General features: G+C 42.6%; 12 protein-coding genes. 3 read left to right on the top strand and 9 right to left on the bottom strand.

Going from position 1 to position 19,676, the window contains the following annotated elements:
• Window positions 1-57 precede the first annotated feature (57 nt).
• From RT034_RS01695 to RT034_RS01670, 6 genes are all read right to left on the bottom strand, one after another.
• Window positions 58-1,842, bottom strand: coding sequence for an acyl-CoA dehydrogenase C-terminal domain-containing protein (locus tag RT034_RS01695; RefSeq protein WP_219298806.1), 1,785 nt, complete (start codon window positions 1,840-1,842; stop codon window positions 58-60).
• A 157-nt stretch (window positions 1,843-1,999) separates the two neighbouring features.
• Window positions 2,000-3,796: an acyl-CoA dehydrogenase C-terminal domain-containing protein gene (locus RT034_RS01690; protein ID WP_313013317.1), complete on the bottom strand. Its 1,797-nt coding sequence runs from the start codon at window positions 3,794-3,796 to the stop codon at window positions 2,000-2,002.
• A 148-nt stretch (window positions 3,797-3,944) separates the two neighbouring features.
• The gene (locus tag RT034_RS01685; protein ID WP_313012878.1) at window positions 3,945-5,789 is read right to left on the bottom strand and encodes a putative bifunctional diguanylate cyclase/phosphodiesterase; all 1,845 of its coding nucleotides are present in this window, start codon (window positions 5,787-5,789) and stop codon (window positions 3,945-3,947) included.
• Window positions 5,790-5,791: 2 nt separating this feature from the next.
• Window positions 5,792-6,652: a 16S rRNA (uracil(1498)-N(3))-methyltransferase gene (locus RT034_RS01680; RefSeq protein ID WP_313012875.1), complete on the bottom strand. Its 861-nt coding sequence runs from the start codon at window positions 6,650-6,652 to the stop codon at window positions 5,792-5,794.
• 270 nt (window positions 6,653-6,922) lie between these two features.
• The gene (gene bioA, locus RT034_RS01675) at window positions 6,923-8,290 is read right to left on the bottom strand and encodes an adenosylmethionine--8-amino-7-oxononanoate transaminase (protein WP_313012873.1); all 1,368 of its coding nucleotides are present in this window, start codon (window positions 8,288-8,290) and stop codon (window positions 6,923-6,925) included.
• 397 nt (window positions 8,291-8,687) lie between these two features.
• Window positions 8,688-9,863 carry a helix-turn-helix domain-containing protein gene (locus RT034_RS01670; RefSeq protein ID WP_313012870.1) on the bottom strand — a complete coding sequence of 392 codons (1,176 nt, stop codon included), beginning with the start codon at window positions 9,861-9,863 and terminating at the stop codon, window positions 8,688-8,690.
• A 197-nt stretch (window positions 9,864-10,060) separates the two neighbouring features.
• On the opposite strand from RT034_RS01670, the gene exaC reads away from it, so the two are divergent.
• Window positions 10,061-11,572 (top strand): acetaldehyde dehydrogenase ExaC, encoded by a 1,512-nt coding sequence (gene exaC, locus RT034_RS01665; protein WP_076774262.1) that lies wholly within the window; start codon window positions 10,061-10,063, stop codon window positions 11,570-11,572.
• Between the two features lie 266 nt (window positions 11,573-11,838).
• On the opposite strand, the gene lldD is transcribed toward exaC, so the two are convergent.
• The 3 genes from lldD to lldP all read right to left on the bottom strand — a co-directional run bounded on the left by lldD (window position 11,839) and on the right by lldP (window position 15,574).
• Window positions 11,839-12,987 (bottom strand): FMN-dependent L-lactate dehydrogenase LldD, encoded by a 1,149-nt coding sequence (gene lldD, locus RT034_RS01660; RefSeq protein ID WP_313012867.1) that lies wholly within the window; start codon window positions 12,985-12,987, stop codon window positions 11,839-11,841.
• Between the two features lie 126 nt (window positions 12,988-13,113).
• Window positions 13,114-13,887 (bottom strand): FCD domain-containing protein, encoded by a 774-nt coding sequence (locus tag RT034_RS01655; protein ID WP_313012865.1) that lies wholly within the window; start codon window positions 13,885-13,887, stop codon window positions 13,114-13,116.
• Window positions 13,888-13,900: 13 nt separating this feature from the next.
• On the bottom strand, window positions 13,901-15,574 hold the full coding sequence (gene lldP / locus RT034_RS01650; protein WP_409566283.1) for an L-lactate permease: 1,674 nt from the start codon (window positions 15,572-15,574) through the stop codon (window positions 13,901-13,903).
• Window positions 15,575-16,151: 577 nt separating this feature from the next.
• Between lldP and mdh the strand changes: the two genes are divergently transcribed.
• Both mdh and dld read left to right on the top strand, forming a co-directional pair.
• Window positions 16,152-17,324, top strand: a complete 1,173-nt coding sequence (gene mdh, locus RT034_RS01645; protein ID WP_007116525.1) for an iron-dependent methanol dehydrogenase — start codon at window positions 16,152-16,154, stop codon at window positions 17,322-17,324.
• A gap of 481 nt (window positions 17,325-17,805) precedes the next feature.
• Window positions 17,806-19,509 (top strand): D-lactate dehydrogenase, encoded by a 1,704-nt coding sequence (gene dld, locus RT034_RS01640; RefSeq protein WP_313012860.1) that lies wholly within the window; start codon window positions 17,806-17,808, stop codon window positions 19,507-19,509.
• Window positions 19,510-19,676: the final 167 nt, after the last annotated feature.

Below are 19,676 nucleotides of genomic sequence, written 5' to 3'. Positions count from 1 at the left end.
GTTAATCCATAAAAAAATCGGCTACTAGCGCCGATTTTTTTTATATTTAAGTAGGGATTAAGCAATGGTTGCCGCAAAATAATCGCGGTCGAATGCTGTGATGGGTTGGCTTGTTGCTTTTACCATCGCAATATGCGCATCTAAGCGTGGCAACATACGACCGACATAGTAATCTGCTAATTTTGCTTTGTTGGCATAGAAGTCGCCTTCTTTGCCATTTGCTGCTTCAACCATCAAGCCAAACATATAAGCAAAGCTGACATAACCAAAGGCTTGTAAGTAATCAACCGCACAGCCATTGATTTCGTCTTTGTTGACCGCTGCCGCCGCTACCACCGCTTTAGTTAAGTCTTCAAGTTTATCTGCTGATGTTAAAATCGCTTGTTTGATGGCATGGTCTGCTTTCATGTTATTGGCAAAATCACGCATTTCTTGAACATACGTTGTCACAAACGCACCGCCGTTTTTCACCACTTTACGACCCAACAAGTCAAGTGATTGGATACCATTGGTCCCTTCATAAATTTGAGAGATACGGGTATCACGTACGATTTGTTCCATTCCCCATTCACGGATATAGCCATGACCACCAAAGCATTGCTGTGCATCAATTGACGCTTCAAGACCACGGTCGGTTAAGAATGCTTTAGCAACGGGCGTCAAAAGAGCAACGCGGTCATCAGCCGCTTTTCTTGCTGCAGCATCATCGGTATATTTGTTGGTATCAAGCTCTTTGGCGACATACATCGCAAAGCAGCGTGAGGCTTCACTGATGGTTTTGGCATTTAACAGCATACGGCGAACGTCGGCATGAAATACGATTGGGTCAGCGGCTTTGTTTGGCTCTTGGATACCGCTATCGGCGCGACCTTGAATACGGTCAAGGGTATAAGCTGTGGCGTTTTGATACGCTAACTCAGCCCCGCCGATACCTTGTAACCCCATTGTCAAACGCTCATAGTTCATCATGATAAACATGGACGCAAGACCGGTATTTTCTGCGCCTACCATAAAGCCTTTGGCACCATCAAAGTTCATGACGCAAGTGGCCGACGCTTTGATACCCATTTTATGCTCGATAGAGCCGCAGCTTACCGCGTTACGTTCGCCCAATGAGCCATCCGCATTCACATGGAATTTGGGTACGATAAACAATGAAATCCCTTTTGAGCCTGCTGGGGCATCGGGGGTTTTTGCCAATACCAAATGGATGATGTTGTCCGCTAAGTCATGTTCACCTGCGGTGATAAAGATTTTGGTACCTGTAATATTGTAGCTACCGTCTTCGTTTGGCACCGCTTTGGTTTTGATGATACCCAAATCCGTACCTGCGTGCGGTTCGGTCAAACACATCGTACCTGTCCACTCACCTGAGTAGATTTTTTCTAGGTAGGTTTGTTTTTGTTCTTCAGAGCCTGCGTTGTAGATACACATACACGCACCACCCGATAGGTTTGGATAGAGCGCAAATGATTGGTTGGCGGTAAATACCATCTCTTCAGCGAGCATAGTCACCATTTTTGGCATGCCTTGACCGCCATGATTTGGATCGCCGCCCAAACCAATCCAGCCGCCTTGTGCATATTCGTCAAATGCTGCTTTAAAACCAGTTGGGGTTTTTACTTTGCCTTCACCCAGATATTGTGCCGCTTCTTCATCGCCCGAGCGGTTGATGGGTAGTAACGTGTTTTTAGCAAATTTTGACATTTCTTCTAAAATCATATTGACCGTGTCACTGTCAACATGGGCTAACTGTTCATTTTTTTGCCAAAAGTCAGCTGCATTGAATACATCATTTAAAATGAATTTCATGTCTTGAATTGGCGCATTATAAATAGGCATATTATTTCCTTTTATGGGTTAGCTCGTAATTCGAAATGAGACAAATCCTTAGATAGCTTTTGCTACCTAAGGATTAAATAAAGAATTAAACTATCAATGATTCTATCATAATTTTATTACTACACTAGATAGCTTAACTAGATAGCTTAGTAAAAAATTAGAATTGGAATTCGTCAACGTCCATGCTCATGTATGGCTCGAGACCTGTATCAATACGTTTGACGTAAGTTAAGGTGCGAGGCAATAGTTTTGCAAAGTAGAACTGAGCGGTTTTGATTTTGGCTTGATAGAATTTGGTCTCAGTGGTGTCGCCTTGGAGCGCTTGTTGCGCGACTAACGCCATACGAGCCCATAGGTAAGCTAGGGTGATGTAGCCACTATAGTACATGTAGTCAACGGCCGCTCCACCCACTGCATCAGGATTTTCAGTGGCTTGCATACCAATGCGAGCGGTTAGATCGCCCCATTCTTTATTCAAACGTGCCAGTGGACGAATGAATTCACCCATTGCATCGTTGTCTTTGTTTTCTTCACAGAATTGATAAATGACTTTGCTAAAGTTAGCTAGCATTTTACCTTGTGAACCCAATACTTTACGGCCTAACAAGTCAAGTGATTGGATTTCAGTGGTGCCTTCATATAAACAAGCAATACGCGTATCACGTACGTTTTGCTCCATGCCCCATTCACGGATAAAGCCGTGACCACCATATACTTGCACACCGTGATTGGCTGCTTCATAACCTGTTTCAGTTAAGAAGGCTTTGGCAATTGGTGTTAAAAAAGACAACATTTGGTCAGCGTAAGCTTGTGATTCGCCTTCACCTTTAGTTACCACATCAGAGAATTGTGATAGATAGTAGACTAGCGCACGGCCACCTTCAGCAAACGCTTTACAAGTTAATACCATGTTGCGCACTGCTGGATGGACGATGATTGGGTCAGCCACTTGTTCTGGCGCTTTTGCACCGCTTAATGCACGCATCGCAAGACGTTCTTTAGCGTAGCTTAAGCCACCTTGGAAAGCCAATTCAGCCGCAGTTAAACCTTGAATCGCGGTACCAATACGGGCGGTATTCATAAAGGTAAACATACAGTTTAGACCTTTGTTTTCAGGTCCAATCAAGTAGCCTTTGGCTTTATCAAAGTTAAGTACCGCAGTTGCAGAGGCTTTGATACCCATTTTGTGTTCAATCGAACCACAGGTAACGGTGTTACGCTCACCGATAGAGCCATCTTCGTTGACATTGAATTTTGGTACGATGAATAATGAGATACCTTTGGTACCTGCTGGCGCACCCGGTAAACGCGCTAGTACGATATGGACAATGTTGTCTGCCATGTCGTGTTCGCCCGCTGAGATAAAGATTTTTTGACCGGTGATAGCGTATGAACCATCTTCATTAGGTTCAGCTTTGCTGCGGATAATCCCTAGGTCAGAACCAGCATGTGCTTCGGTTAGACACATGGTACCTGTCCACTCACCACTAACGAGTTTTAACAAATATTTTTGTTTTTGTTCATCGCTACCGTGGTGCTCAAGCGTACGGATGGCGCCTTCAGATAGACCTGGGTACATTGAGAAAGACCAGTTAGCGGTACCTACCATTTCGTTGACCGCCGAACCCAATGACAATGGCATGCCTTGACCGCCAAACTCTTCATCGGCACATAAAGAAGGAAAGCCTAATTCACAGTATTGTTTATAGGCTTCTTTAAAGCCTTTTGGGGTATACACATTACCATTTTCAAAACGACAGCCTTCTTCATCGCCTGAACGGTTAAGGGGTGACAGCTCTGCTTCTGAGAAGCTTGCACCTGCTTCTATGAAACTATCGATCGTTTCCCTATCCGTATGCGCATAGCTAGGAATGGATTTGTAGTGATCTTCAAATTTTAACAACTCATGCATGACAAATTTCATATCACGAAGAGGCGCTTTATATTGCATAATATTTCCTTGATTGCTGTTTTTAAAAAGACAAAAAAACCTACCCCATTATTAAGGTTTTATATTCCTAAGATAGGAAAATTTGGCAAAGGTGACAAGGTACTAACATGACTATAGGGTCATAAAAAAATCTAATTGGTCAAATTAAAACTTATAGCAAATAGTTTGGTTTATAGTTGGCTTTGAGCCACTCTGTGGTATCTTTACTAGACATGGGTTTAGCAAACCCAAAGCCTTGAATCGAATCACAACCAAGACTACGCAGATATTCGATTTCTTCACGGTTTGAGACGCCCTCAGCCAATGCTTGCATGGATAACGAGTGCGCCATCTCAATCACTGATTTGACAATCACTTGTTTTTTTGGGTCTTGTAAAATATTGGTGATAAATAAGCGGTCAATTTTAAGCACATCAATCGGATATTTAATCAAATATTGCATCGCGGCAAAGCCTGTACCAAAGTCATCAATCGATATGCTAAAACCATACTGGCGCAGTTTTGCTAGCATCGCTTGCGCTTTTAATTCATCATGAATTTTGCAGACTTCCGTGATTTCAAAACTGATTAATTGCGCAAGCCAACTATATTGTTGTATCGTCCCTTCAATAAACTCAATAAATTTGTCACTAATTAATTGACGAGTATCAATATTGATACAGATGAGGCAGTTATAGCCCATCTCACGCCATGTCAAAATCTGCTCAATACAAGCTAAAACAATTTTTTCAAATAGCGGCTGCGATGACTTATCGAGCACCTCCGCCAAAAAATCGTTGGGATAGAGGAGTCCAAGGGTGGGGTGCTCCCAGCGCACCAGTGCTTCAAACATCGGCAAATCAGGCTGTGCAAACTCTAACTTAGGCTGAAAGTAGGGCAAAATTTGCTGTTTTAATAACGCATTTTTAAAGGCGCTGAGCAAATGAATGTCCTTAAAATTGCCTTTTTGCTGGTTGGCATCATACCAAACACAATCTTCATCACTGATGAGCCGCGCATGTTTTAACGCCGTGTCTGCTTGTAATAGCAATGTCTGAGCATCTTGGGTATGAGTGGGGAAAACCGAGGCGCCAATCGACAACCTTAAATAAATTGATTGGTCATCAATGCTAAAAGGTAAGTCAAATAACTGTTTGAGCGCTGCCACGTAGTGATGCGCGGCATCAAGGTGTTGTACCGAAATCATCGCCGCAAAACTATCACCCCCAAACCGCGAAAAAGTGACTAAACTTGCACCCGAAATTTTTAAGGATTTTACCCGTTTGACAAAACCTTGAATCAGCGTATTGGTATTTTCAATGCCAAGGCTGATGTTAAAAGACTGCAATTTGTCAATATTGATGCGTAGCAATACCCCCATACACTCGCGCTGATTATCGGCTGCCTGGTAATAGTCAATACAGCTTTTTAATTTGTCATAAAAAGTATCGTAATTGGGCAGACCCGTTAATTCATCATAATTGTATAGATGTAAGGTGTGGCTAAGCTGCGCATCTTTTTTGGTTAAATTGCTAAGTAGCCCTACATACACCACTCGGTTATCATCGACTTCACACACGGAAATATCTAGCCAAACCGCCACTTCAGGTAAATTGTGATAAGAAAGCACTAAATTGGTCGAAATTGATTGTCGATTATCCAGTTTGGTAATGATGGCGGCAATCGCTTGCTGTAAGTGTGGAGCATAGGTCTTATAAGGATAAAAATAAAACGGGTTACCTATCACCTGATCGCGTGGCAAGGCTGTAATGTTTAAAAATTGCTCATTGACACAGATAAAACGTAGCCGTTCATCAAGCATAAAAATGCCATCATGGATTTTTGAAAAAACCGAGGCAAACACCGCATTTTGATGTTCAAGCGAAATTTGTTTGTCAAAAAAATGGCTATCGACAATAAATTCATACTCACGTAAATCACCATGACACAACTTATTAGCACCCACACAGCAATCACGAGGGACTATTGGCATGACTGATTTGTTATTCGGTGGCATGATTATTCCTGTGCAAGGGTCAAAGTTTGATATAGCGTCAACAATGAAGACAATGCCACGACAGGGGCTGTCTCAGTTCTTAGCACACGCTCGCCAATTTGCCAAGGCATAAAACCTCGCTCGATAGCTTGCGTTATTTCTTGCGCTGAAAACCCACCTTCTGCCCCAATGAGTAACCAAAATTGGACTAAAGAACACTGTCTAAACTGGTTTGTTATCTGAGGTAGTGGGTTGGTATAGGGCGTGATGGGTTCAATATAGTTATGCTCAATGTCGCTACCTTCAATTTGATTACAAGGTGTCACTACGCCACTGTCATCAGGAGGAACGGCTAAAATTAATTTGGTCACGTTGTTAGAAATGGGCACGCCTGCTAGCTCGTCAATCCAGTTGCTAAAAGCTTTTGGTGCCAGTAAGTTTGGCACAATATTAAGCCCACATTGCTCACAAGCCGATACCGCAACCTGCTGCCAATGGGCGAGCTTTTTATCGGCTTGGTCTGCTTTTAGGCGTACTTCGCCATGTTGGCTTGTGAGTAGTTGAACCGATGAAACCCCAAGCTCTGTGGCTTTTTGAATGGCATAATCCATACGCTCGCCACGACTCATCACCAAGGCAATGTTGACAGTAAATGGCAAATCTCGATTTATTGGATTAAAATCGTTGATGGTAACGAGCGCTTGTTTTTTAGTGATATCCATTAAAGTGACGGTATATTCACCACCTTGACCATCAAAAAACAACGCTTGCTCGCCGATACTTGCTCTTAACACTTTACACCAATGATGAAAAATCTCTTCGGTCAAAGGCACAGTGCTGCCAACTTGTAGCGAATTTGGTTGGTTATAAAAAAATCTACGCATAAATCATCTAAGTAAGTTTCACGATTCAGTTAAGTTGGTTAAAATGCCTACAAAAGTTAAATATTTTTTGACGATAATCTCATGGATTATACGTTAAATATTAGCAATGTAGGCATAAGCTGTGAATTCTAATACAATTTTTTATAATACAGTAAGAATTGAACGTTTGTAAAAAATCCTAGCTTTTGACAAGGAATGATAATAACAAACATCTGTTTATAATTAATTGGCTAATTAGTCAGTAAATCTCATAAGGCGTTAGTAAAGGCGTTAAGGCAGATCGATGGCTTGAGACGAGCCTTTAGGTGTTTTTGGGAGATTGTCACAAAGCTTTTGCAAACAGTGATTTAATATGCCAAAAATGTGCCCAAGCTCTGCCGGTGTCGTGCAATAAGGCGGAATAAGATAAACATGGTTGCCAATCGGACGAATCATCACGCCTTGATCAAGGCATAAATTGGCAAAAGCTTTGCCCAAATTTCGAGAAAAATCCAAGGTAAAAGCTGCAATCATGCCGGTTTGACGTGCAAACTTTATGGGTAAATTGGCATCAACTAATTGCTGTAAGCCATCAGCCATCGCTTGTATAAGAGATTGGTTGTGTAGCAAGACATTATCGCGTTCAAACAGTTCAAGCGATGCCAAAGCCGCGCTACAAGCCAATGGGTTGCCAGTAAAACTATGCGAATGTAAAAAGCCTTTTTCCACTTTATCATCATAAAACGCTTGATAAACATCATCGGTTGTCATGACGCAAGACATTGGCAGATACCCTGCCGTTAGACCTTTTGACAGACAGATAAAGTCAGGGCAATAATCGTCTTGTTTATCCGCATCTGCCAAGGCTAGCATTTGTTCTACCGCAAACATAGTACCTGTACGACCAAAACCCACGGCAATCTCATCATATATCACATGGATGTGATAATGGTACGCAAGTTTGGCAACGCCAAGCAAATAATTAGCAGAATACATCGCCATGCCAGCCGCCCCTTGTACCAAAGGTTCAAGGATAATCGCGCAGATATCGCGGGATTTTTCTGCCAAGATGCGTTCTAGTGCATCCAAGCTTTTTTGTTCATGGAGCTGCGCTGGGATGGCGTCAGGGCTGAAAATATGCGCGGGGGAAGGAATACGAATTTGACTGACAATCAAATCTTTATATTGCTCACTAAACAGCGGGATGTCTGTCACCGCAAGGCTGCCAACGGTTTCACCGTGATAACCGTGCTCCAATGAGATAAATTTGGTTTTTTGCGTTTGCCCTGATTGCTGCCAGTACTGCAAACTCATTTTAAGCGCGACCTCCACCGCCCCTGAGCCACTGTCGGCAAAAAAAGCTTTGGTGAGTGATTTGGGCGTGATGGCAACCAATTTTTCTGCAAGCGTCAAAATCGGCGGGTGAGTGACACTAGCGATTAAAGTATGCTCAAGCGTATCGAGCTGCTGTTTTATTTTTTCGTTAATAAAAGGATGGCAATGTCCATGTAAATTGACCCACCATGAGCTAATCATATCGTAATAGGCGTTACCGTCCTGATCATATAATTGATTGCCTTGAGCTTTGACGAGGTGGAGTGGGGGATTGTTTTCAAGGGCTTGCATCTGTGTGCAAGGAAGCCATAACGCGTTATTCATAAGGGTCTCAAAATTTTTTGTCACATTGTAGCACTTTTGACCCAAGAAAAAACGCTTGAAATCGCAAGCCTTCTAATGCTATAGGCAATAATGATAATAATAATAGGAACGGTAATTATCACAGAATTTACGTACTATAAATTTTCGATAAAAAACACACAAGCATTATCACCCAAAAGTGCATAGAGGCATGCTATCTTTTATCTTGACAGGTCGATGGTATTGCAGCAATGCTTGCAAGGACAGCGGCTAGACAGGATGGTAAAGCGGGAAGTCAATAACACATACAACCAACGGTTTGGTGGGGTCTCACCCATATCGAAAAAGCCTTGCAACGGCTTTTTCAACGAAAAGTGCATGATTAGGGGGAAATTGATGGTTAAAGAAAAATGGATGGTTACCTATTAGACAGTACCTCTAAATGTTGGTGAATCGAGAGGTTATCTGGCATTAATTCAATCAACCTTTCTATAGCATCACTAGCATCAGGGCAATTTGACAAATGCATGAGTAATAAGTCAACCTGATCTGAATGATAAATGGCTTGGCTCAAGCGAGCTTCTAAACAGGTGCGCCAAGTGCATAAAAAAGGGCTTTCTGTTTTGCTAAAAAATATGCCGGTATATAATTTGATGGCGGCTTCTAAATAACCAGCATTTAATGATTGTTCAACCCGTAAAAAATCACCATCAATAGGCATTAATAGGCGGTACGGACGAGAACCCAATAAACCAGTAAGTGTATCACGTAACTGCGACATTTCAGTCTTTAGCGTACCTTGTGACACTTTACGCTCACCATAGATCGCTTGGTGTAAGGCATCTAAGCTCATGCCTTGGGGACAAAGTGCTAACACTGTCAATATCTCGACTTGCCGAGGGGTCAGCCGCAAGGTTTTGCCATTGAATATGACGCTGGGTTCATTAAATCCTTGAATATACAGATAGTGTCTTTGGCACTCATTCAAAGCGGATTGTAAAATACTGGCACAGCGTTCAGCAGCAAATATGCCAAAATTATTGTGATTCTGCCAAGTGGTCGATAAATCTAGTACGCCAATGACCTGTTTGGTATGCGGTTCAATGATAGGCGTGGCGTAACATACCCATTCATGAACCGAAGGCATATAGTGTTCATTGGAAAAAACACAAGTTGATTGCTGCGTTTTTAGCGATAAAGCGAGCGCATTTGTGCCAACTTGGCTTTCCCCCCAGCATCCGCCTTCGATGAAGTTAACCGCTTCTGCCGCTTTTTGCATAGACTTGCTGGCAGTCGTCCAGATAATCGTACTACCGATATCAGCCACAGCCATCACCATGGAGGATTGCAAGGTGATATGTTGTAATTGATTTTGACAATAGCCTAAGGCTTTTTTTAGATAATACGATTGCTCGCTTTTGGTGGCGTTAATGGGTGCTTGTTGGCGCTCAGTTGGAATGTTAGCACTGTCTGAGCGGTGCCATGACTGGACAATACTTTGTTGGATAAGATCTGCATTATTATCGGTAAAGGTAATGTTAAAACGCCGCTTATCAATCCGATGCCTTTGCTCTAACAGTCTATTTTTATTCATATTTTAAAATATCCTAATTCACTAACCAATCCTTGGTTTTTTAAAATAAGCTATCCTCAATAGTATAATGTGCCTAGCGTATTGTAAAGAATAATTAAACACCTACCTTTTACCTACCGTTTCTGTAATAATATGAATGTGTAACCCCCAACTGCACGAAGCAGTTTATCTACCAACTGACAAAAGGAAATGTCATTATGCGTTATGCTGACCCTAATACTGACGGTGCTAAAATCAATTTTAAAGAAAAGTATGACAACTTTATTGGCGGCCAATGGGTTGCGCCGGTTAAAGGTGAGTACTTTGATAACATCTCACCCGTCAACGGCAAGCCCTTCGCCAAAGTCGCCAAATCAAGTCCAGAAGACATTGAGCTTGCGCTAGATGCCGCCCATACTGCTAAAACTAAGTGGAATGCGGCTTCACCCACAGAGCGCTCTAATCTATTATTAAAAATCGCAGATCGCCTTGAACAAAATATTGAGTTATTAGCGGTAGCTGAAACATGGGAAAACGGTAAACCTATCCGTGAAACTTTAGCGGCGGATATACCACTTGCCATTGACCATTTTCGCTACTTTGCGGGTGCAATCCGCGCGCAAGAAGGCGGTGTTTCACCCATTGATGATGACACGGTCGCTTATCACTTTCATGAACCTTTAGGTGTGGTTGGACAAATCATTCCTTGGAATTTTCCAATCTTAATGGCTACCTGGAAAATAGCGCCTGCACTAGCCGCGGGTAACTGCATCGTCTTAAAACCCGCCGAACAGACGCCTGTGAGCTTATTGGTGCTTGTTGAATTGATTCAAGATTTGCTACCCGCAGGTATTTTAAATATCGTGAATGGGTATGGCGAAGAGGTGGGGAGTCATTTAGCTAGAAGCCCACGCATCTCAAAAATTGCCTTTACTGGCTCAACCCCTGTCGGTCAGCTTATTATGAAGTATGCGACAGAGAATATTATTCCAGTTACTTTAGAGTTAGGTGGTAAATCACCCAATATTTTCTTTGCCGATGTTATGGATAAAGAAGATGATTACCTAGAAAAAGCACTTGAAGGTTTTACTATGTTTGCGCTCAATCAAGGTGAAATATGTACCTGCCCTTCGAGAGCATTAGTGCATGAAAGTATCGCCGATGCCTTCTTGGCGAAAGCCGTAGAACGGGTAAAACGTATTAAAACAGGTCATCCATTGGATACGGAAACGATGATTGGTGCCCAAGCTTCTCAGGAACAACAAGACAAAATCTTAGGCTGTATTGCTACAGGCAAACAAGAAGGCGCCGAGCTTTTAACCGGTGGTAATGCAAGACATGAGGTGGGTGAAGGCTATTATATCGAGCCGACGATTTTTAAAGGCAATAATGATATGAAAATCTTCCAAGAAGAGATTTTTGGTCCGGTATTGTCTGTGACAACCTTTAAAGACTTTGATGATGCCATGCGTATTGCCAATGATACTATGTTTGGGCTAGGTGCTGGCGTGTGGGCACGTAGTGGCAATACTGCTTACCGTGCAGGGCGTGCTATTCAAGCTGGGCGAGTATGGACAAACTGTTACCACATTTATCCAGCCCATGCCGCATTTGGTGGTTATAAGAAATCAGGCATTGGGCGTGAAAACCACAAAATGATGTTAGAGCATTACCAAAATACCAAAAATTTACTGGTCAGCTATTCTGAAAAACCAATGGGCTTTTTCTAGAATTTGATAGGTCATAAACAACAAAAACCGCTCTCATAGAGCGGTTTTTTTATCGAAAATAAAAAGTATCAATATTTAATTAATTCACACTTGCTCAATCAGACAATCACAATAAGCGGTTATTGAGCAATTAAGTTGATAGATTTTAAAGAAGCAAGTGGCGTACTTAGTTTAAAAAACTTATAGTTTAGCCATAAAATCTTAGCATTTACCAAAATAAAAAAATCCCATAGATATGCTGAGGTTGACTAGTCACTGTCAGCCTATCAAGTCAAAGTACTAAAATCTACCAAACAGTCTCGATTGATATCTTGAATTCGGTTTGCACTGGTCAATGTCATTGCCACGCGCATTTCTTTGTCTATCAAGTTAAGTAAATTGGTTACCCCGGACTCACCATCGGCGGCTAACGCATAGATAAATGCACGTCCTAACATACATAAATCCGCTCCCAATGCCAACATTCTCACCACATCTAAGCCATTACGGATACCCGAATCGACCAAGATTTTGATATCACCTTTAACAGCATCGGCAATTTTGGGTAGGGCAGTGGCGGTTGACATCACCCCATCAAGCTGACGCCCACCATGATTGGAAACCACGATACCATCAGCGCCAAAACGTACTGCATCTTTGGCGTCTTGTGGGTCAAGAATACCTTTGATGACCATAGCGCCATCCCAAAAATCACGAATCCATTCTAAATCTTTCCAAGAAATCGAGGGATCAAAGTTATTACCGAGCCAACCGATATAATCTTCCAAGCCGATTGCTTTACCAAGATATTTAGACACATTACCCAAATCATGAGGTCTTCCTAGCAATCCCACGTTCATTGCCCAGTGCGGATGGGTGCACGCTTGTAGATAGCGACGCATCGCGGCATTGGGTCCACTCATGCCAGAGTGCGCATCGCGATATCTCGCCCCAGGTACAGGCATATCGACGGTAAACACCAGCGTTGAGCAGCCTGCCGCTTTGGCACGCTCTAGCACATTTTGCATAAACTTACGGTCACGCAACACATACAGCTGAAACCACATAGGGCGATTGATTTTTGGGGTGACTTCTTCGATAGGGCAGACTGATACTGTTGACATGGTAAATGGAATGCCTTTTTTGTCAGCAGCCATGGCTGCTTGGACTTCACCACGGCGAGCATACATACCTGTCAAACCCACCGGCGAGAGTGCCACAGGCAAAGACAGCTGTTCACCAAAAATCTCAGTGGATAAATCAAGCTGCGTCATGTCTTTTAATACCCGCTGACGTAAGGCAATACTCGATAAATCTTCAACATTACGTTTTAGGGTGTATTCTGCATACGCGCCACCATCAATGTAGTGGAATAAAAAGGGGGGTAAACGGCGGCGAGCCGCTTCTCGGTAATCATTGGCAGAGGAAATAATCATAATATCCCTATCTTAACTATGTTATTAATGGTAGAAATAGCCACGTGCATTCAAAACTATTTACACTAAGATACGTTTATAAAATGTGCCTGCATTAACAGGCATCAGTATTAAAAAGCATCTGTATTAAAAAGCATCAGTGGCCAATCGGGAAACTCGCTGTCTGCGAGCCGTTGCCTCATCAATCTTGGCAACCTGTTTTATCACAAACTCAATATGCTCTCCCACGGCTTTGCGAGCTAATTCACTATCACGCGCGATAATTGCATTCATCATCGCCATGTGCTGCGTATGTAAAGTTTCAAAGCCATAATGCTCGGTGTAAATTTTTCGCCGAGCTAATACCACGTTATGTCGCAGTAGATGAAAAACATTTTTCATCATCTGCAACAATACCGCATTTTGGGAGGCTTCAGCAATCGCTAAATGAAAATTGGCATCTGCAATAGCGGCTTGTTCGGTATCGCCATGTGCCTGACTGTTTGCTAACTGCTCGTAGTAAAAGCGGATTTTTTCAATGTCTTGTTTTGTAGCTCTTTGGGCAGCGTACCAGGCTGTGCCGCCTTCTAGTACAATTCTTGCTTCTTGCACATCTAGGCGATACAGGGGATCGGCATCTAATAACGGGGTTAGGGTTTGTAATATCAGATTATCAGACAGCGCTACAAGGGGTTGGTTCTGTTTGGTTTTTTGCACATCTTTGACAAACGTTCCCGACCCAATACGACTTTCGGTAATACCGACACTATTCATCTGCTGTATCGCTTCACGCAGTGCAGTACGAGATACGCCTAGCCGCTCACACAAATGGCGCTCGGCAGGCAATCTATCGCCATTTTTTAGCCCTTCACGGTCTATTAGCGAAATTAATTGTTCAATAACCTGCGTTGCAACCTTCATACCTTACCCATCATTATCCGTGTGGAATCATCCAAGGCAGAACATACGCTTGTAGCGTAATGAGCGCGCCCATCATAATGGTAAAAATAATACTATGTTTGACGGTAAATCTGAACAAATCCGACTCTTTACCAACCAAACCTGTGGCGGCACAGGCAATGGCAATGGATTGGGGAGAAATCATTTTACCGGTCACCCCACCCGAGGTATTGGCTGCCACTAACAACACCTCAGGCACACCAATTTGCTGAGCGGTGGTGGCTTGAAGGGCGGCAAATAACGCATTGGCTGAAGTGTCTGAGCCTGTCAAAAACACCCCTAACCAACCCAAAAATGGTGAAAAGAAGGTAAAAGCTTTGCCCGTGTGCGCCAATGCTAACGCTAATGTAGCAGATAACCCCGAATAATTGGCGATAAACGCAAACGCCAACACCATACCAATAGAATAAATCGGGGTGCGTAGTTCTTTAACGGTCTCGCCAAACGTCGATAACGCTTCTTTGGGGCGCATCTTTAGCATCACGATGGAAATAATCGCCGCTAATATGATGGCAGTACCTGTTGCTGAGAACCAATCAAATTTATAAATTGCGGCATAGTCGGTAATTTTGGTGACAACTGGGGGTAGTTTTTGTACTGCATTGTGCAAATACGGCACATTGATACTCATCACCATATCGACCAATGCCCCATCAGGATGACCATCTTTGCCTTTGACAAACAAATCTTTAAACGGCTTAATGCTCCACAACGACACCATCGCGGTCAAAATGGCAAACGGCATCCAAGCTTTGATGATTTGAGCGGGCGAGTAATGGGTGTTTGGCAACGGTGCTGATACGCTTGTGGTATCACCCATCTGATTTTTGCCATCGACTTGATTTTCAAAACGGAACACATGCTTGGGCTGCCACACTTTAAATAGCAACGTCAAGCTGATTAACGAGGCAATAGCAGCGGTAATATCAGGCAACTCAGGTCCAATATAGTTTGAGGTCAAAAACTGCGCAATAGCAAACGACCCACCACCGACCACAATCGCTGGGAAGGTTTCACGAACCCCGCGCCAGCCATCCATAATCGCCATAATCCAGACTAATACAATCGGCACAATAAAAGGCAACTGACGTCCGACCATTTGGCTAATGGCATGGGTTTCTACCCCAGAGACTTGTCCTGCTACAATGATTGGAATTCCCATCGCACCAAAAGCAACAGGGGCGGTATTGACGATGAGGCAAAGTCCAGCCGCATACAAAGGCTTAAACCCTAATCCGACCAATAACGCTGCCGTGATAGCCACGGGTGCACCAAAGCCTGCTGCGCCTTCCAAAAAAGTACCAAAAGCAAACCCGACCAGTAACATTTGTAACCGTTGGTCTTGGGTGAGCGATAAAATACTGGAGCGGATAATATCAAATTGCCCTGTTTTTACCGTGACTTTGTATAAAAATACTGCCCCGATAATAATCCAGGCGATTGGCCAAAGCCCGTAGAAGAATCCATAAATCGCGGATGATAGCGCTAATGTCACCGGCATTTGATATAAAAATAGGGCAACAAGCAACGCCAAAATAACGGTAATAGTGCCTGCAACACTACCTTTTAAACGAAATACCGCCAAGGCTAGAAAAAAGAAGATAATTGGGATGAGGGCAATGGCACTTGAAAGCCAAATATTACCCATGGGATCATAAATTTGTTGCCAATGTTGCATCATTATTTCCTCCGTGAAATAATTGGTATTACCAAAATAGTCGAGGTGTCATTAATGGGTGAAATAATAAAGAATATTACACTTTAATTCAATTAAATTCAAAAAAAACAGCGATATTTATAAGGTTTTTTGTAAATTGGTAATACCAATTTTGATAGTAATATGACTTGTTGTGTGACCGGATACAAAAAAGCTTTGTGTTGAAGTGAGCAGGGATTCAAGACTTTTGCTGTCAGGGTGCGTGATGAAAGCTACCCAATGTTTTGCTGTATGGTTGACAGCATAAGCCATGAGGGACATAGCGCAAGTAGCGTGCTTTATTTTCTCAAAAGACATTAACTCTAGTAACTTTTTGACTAAGGTAGGTTAATAGTAGGTAGAGCGCATTGGATGACTGAACTAAAATCAAGTCATAGTGATTTTATAAGAATATATTTTATAAAAATATATTAGTACATCCTATCTATTTGTAATGATGAAAAAAAACTAGGCGTACGAATAAAATTACTATATACCCCTAACATAAAAGATTAAAAGGAATTTAATCATGGCTTATAAGCAAATCTCCGATCAAACCAGTGGCTTTTTCATTCCCTGCGTATCATTATTTGGACCTGGCTGTGTCAAAGAAGTAGGCTCAAAAGCCAAAGATCTAGGTGCTAAAAAAGCGCTTATTGTAACTGACCAAGGGCTGAACAAAGCAGGTGTTCCAGACATTATCATTAAACATTTAAGCGAACAAGGTATTGATAGCTACGTATTTGCAGGCGCAGAGCCAAATCCAACGGACAAAAATGTCCACGATGGCGTCACAGCGTATCAGGATAACGGCTGTGATTTTATCATCTCATTGGGTGGTGGTTCGTCACATGACTGTGCAAAAGGGATTGGTCTAGTGACCGCAGGCGGTGGTCATATCCGTGACTATGAAGGTATTGATAAAAGTAAAGTGCCAATGACGCCATTGATTGCTATCAATACCACGGCAGGCACGGCATCAGAGATGACACGTTTTTGTATTATCACCAATACCGATACCCACGTCAAAATGGCGATTGTCGATTGGCGTTGTACCCCTCTTATTGCTATTGATGACCCTCGACTGATGACTGCTAAACCCGCATCTTTAACTGCGGCAACAGGTATGGATGCGTTAACCCATGCGGTAGAGGCGTATGTATCGACTGCTGCAAATCCGATTACAGATGCTTGTGCTGAAAAAGCCATTCGAATGATTCAACAATGGCTGCGTCAAGCAGTAGCGAATGGCGAAAACATTGAAGCGCGTGAGGCTATGAGCTACGCCCAATACTTAGCAGGCATGGCGTTTAATAACGCCTCGCTAGGCTATGTACATGCAATGGCGCACCAGTTAGGTGGGTTCTACAATCTGCCACATGGTGTCTGTAATGCGATTTTGTTACCGCACGTCTGTGAATTTAACCTGATCTCAACACCTGAGCGTTATGCAGATATTGCTGAATTTATGGGCATTGACATCAAAGGCATGACTCGGGCAGAAGCAGGTAAGGCAGGCATCAATGCAATTCGTGAGCTATCCCAATCGGTAGGTATTCCTACAGGACTCACTGAGCTTGGTGTTAAACAAGAAGACCTTGCCATCATGGCAACCAATGCCCAAAACGATGCTTGTATGCTCACCAACCCACGTAAGGCAAATCATGAACAAGTCGTAGCAATCTTCGCAGCTGCTATGTAATAATGTAACATCAAACTAAAACAGACTCACAGCAGTGAAAAAAGGGGACTTTAATAGTCCTCTTTTACATTGAGCGCTGATACAAAGCGCATAAATTTTTGCGTAAATTGATTAAAATATAGTAGCATAAAGGGATGAAACAAAAACTCATCATTCGCTTAGACCACTGCCAATACTTACGGGTAACCCAAATAAACTACCCACCTAGGCACTACGCCAAGCCACATCTAGCACGAAATCTAGTAGCAAAAAATCTCCTAATAAAAAATCTAATAGCACAAATCAGCGATAACCGCATCTATAATCGAGCCACCGATGGTAAACGCACACTTGACCATGTTAACGCCATGCGTAGCTCTACTATCGAACACAATCCTATCTTTGATAAAACCAGACCGGTTCAACTATCAACAAGTCAATACAATACAATACAATCGCCAATAAAACCTCATGACTCATTTAATCAATAAGGATATTTATCATGTTAAAACAGTATAAGCCGACACTCGATAAATTAACGAAGATCGTCGGGAAGTCTCATGTACTCATCGATGAACAAGATACCCGTCATTATCGACAAGGCATACGTTTTGGTGAGGGAAAAGTGTTGGCTGTGGTATGTCCCGGCACCTTACTTGAGCAGTGGCAGGCACTACAAACAATTATTGAGGCAGATTGTGTGGTAATTATGCAAGCTGCCAATACAGGACTGACAGGCGGCTCTACACCTTATGGTGATGAATATGATCGTCCAGTTATTATTATGAGTACTCGGCGTCTACAAGGCATTCAAGTGATTTTAGATGGCAAACAAGTGGTGTGTTTACCTGGCGCTACTTTGGATAATCTTGAGCGTACTTTAAAGCCTTATAATCGTGAACCGCATTCTGTGATTGGGTCATCATGTATTGGGGCTTCAGTTTTAGGTGGGGTGTGCAACAACTCAGGTGGCGCACTGGTACGTCGTGGACCTGCTTATACTGAAATGGCGTTGTATGCCCGTGTCAATGAATCGGGTAAGTTAGAATTGATTAATCATCTAGGTATTGATTTAGGCAACACGGCCGAAGAAATACTCACCAGACTGCAAAAACAAGACTATGAAACCGGTCAGATAACCACGCAAACCACTCAGCTAGCATCAGACAATCGTTACGCGCATGACGTTAAGCAAGTCGATGCAGATAGTCCTGCTAGATTTAATGCCGATCCGACACGATTATACGAAGCATCGGGTTCAGCGGGTAAAGTCTGTGTGTTTGCGGTACGACTCGATACCTTTGAAAAAGTTGAAAGTAAGGTTTTTTATATCGGCTCAAATGACCATGATGACCTAACGGCAATACGTCGTTATTTGCTGACATCACTACCCAGCTTGCCGATTGCTGGGGAATATATTCATCGTGATGCCTTTAGTATTGGCGCAAAGTATGGCAAAGATACTTTCTTGTTTATTGAACGTTTTGGCACGGTGAATATACCCAGAGCATTAGCCCTCAAAGATCGCATTGATGGGTGGTTGGAAAAAATCAAGATACGGGGGTTGACTGATCAAATTTTACAAGCTATCACTTTTTTCTTACCCAATCATTTACCGCAGCGCATGCTAACGTTTCATCAACGTTTTGAGCATCATTTGATTCTACGAGTAGATGAGCAAAGCGCAGAACAGACAGAGCAGTTTTTAAATGAGTATTTTGCCGTTCATTCTACTGGCTCGTATTTTGCCTGTACGGAGGAAGAAGGTCGTAAAGCTTTCTTACACCGTTTTGCTGTTGCCGGAGCGGCGATACGATATCGTGATACCCACCGAGCAGAGGTTGAGGATATTGTCGCATTAGATATTGCGTTACGACGTAACGATAGAGAATGGGTGGAAAAAATCCCCGCAGATCTTGAACAACATATGTTACATAAATTATATTATGGGCACTTTTTTTGCCATGTATTTCACCAAGATTACATTGTCAAAAAAGGCACTAATCCACTGGATATTGAGCATCAGATGTGGCAGCTGCTAGATGAGCGTAGAGCAGAATATCCCGCAGAACACAATGTGGGTCATTTATATGTTGCTAAGCCAGCATTAGCCAATTTTTATCGCAAGCTAGATCCTACCAACACCTTTAATGTGGGGATTGGTCACACTTCAAAGTTAAAATATTGGCGCAAACCTAACGCATGAAGACATTTAACTAGGCAAGCATAATTAGGTAAGCATCCGACTATCAGGGCAATCGCATCATAAAATTTTACCGAACAGTAACTGCTCAAGATAAACTGTTCCAGATAAACTTTTTAAGATAAGCGTTATCTTGCGATGCCCCAATTTTACGATGTTGAACAGACAGT

This window comes from Moraxella sp. CTOTU48841 (genome assembly GCF_032061225.1).
Classification (GTDB): Bacteria; Pseudomonadota; Gammaproteobacteria; order Pseudomonadales; family Moraxellaceae; genus Faucicola; species Faucicola cinerea.
Note: the sequence above shows the minus strand (reverse complement) of the source record. Positions and strands in the feature narration are given on the sequence as shown.

Bases quoted from the DNA above. Each gene is read 5' to 3' on its own strand.
- RT034_RS01695 (WP_219298806.1), bottom strand. From the start codon at position 1,842: ATGCCTATTTATAATGCGCCAATTCAAGACATGAAATTCATTTTAAAT.
- RT034_RS01685 (WP_313012878.1), bottom strand. From the start codon at position 5,789: ATGCCACCGAATAACAAATCAGTCATGCCAATAGTCCCTCGTGATTGC.
- RT034_RS01680 (WP_313012875.1), bottom strand. From the start codon at position 6,652: ATGCGTAGATTTTTTTATAACCAACCAAATTCGCTACAAGTTGGCAGC.
- bioA (WP_313012873.1), bottom strand. From the start codon at position 8,290: ATGAATAACGCGTTATGGCTTCCTTGCACACAGATGCAAGCCCTTGAA.
- RT034_RS01670 (WP_313012870.1), bottom strand. From the start codon at position 9,863: ATGAATAAAAATAGACTGTTAGAGCAAAGGCATCGGATTGATAAGCGG.
- exaC (WP_076774262.1), top strand. From the start codon at position 10,061: ATGCGTTATGCTGACCCTAATACTGACGGTGCTAAAATCAATTTTAAA.
- lldD (WP_313012867.1), bottom strand. From the start codon at position 12,987: ATGATTATTTCCTCTGCCAATGATTACCGAGAAGCGGCTCGCCGCCGT.
- RT034_RS01655 (WP_313012865.1), bottom strand. From the start codon at position 13,887: ATGAAGGTTGCAACGCAGGTTATTGAACAATTAATTTCGCTAATAGAC.
- lldP (WP_409566283.1), bottom strand. From the start codon at position 15,574: ATGGGTAATATTTGGCTTTCAAGTGCCATTGCCCTCATCCCAATTATC.
- mdh (WP_007116525.1), top strand. From the start codon at position 16,152: ATGGCTTATAAGCAAATCTCCGATCAAACCAGTGGCTTTTTCATTCCC.
- dld (WP_313012860.1), top strand. From the start codon at position 17,806: ATGTTAAAACAGTATAAGCCGACACTCGATAAATTAACGAAGATCGTC.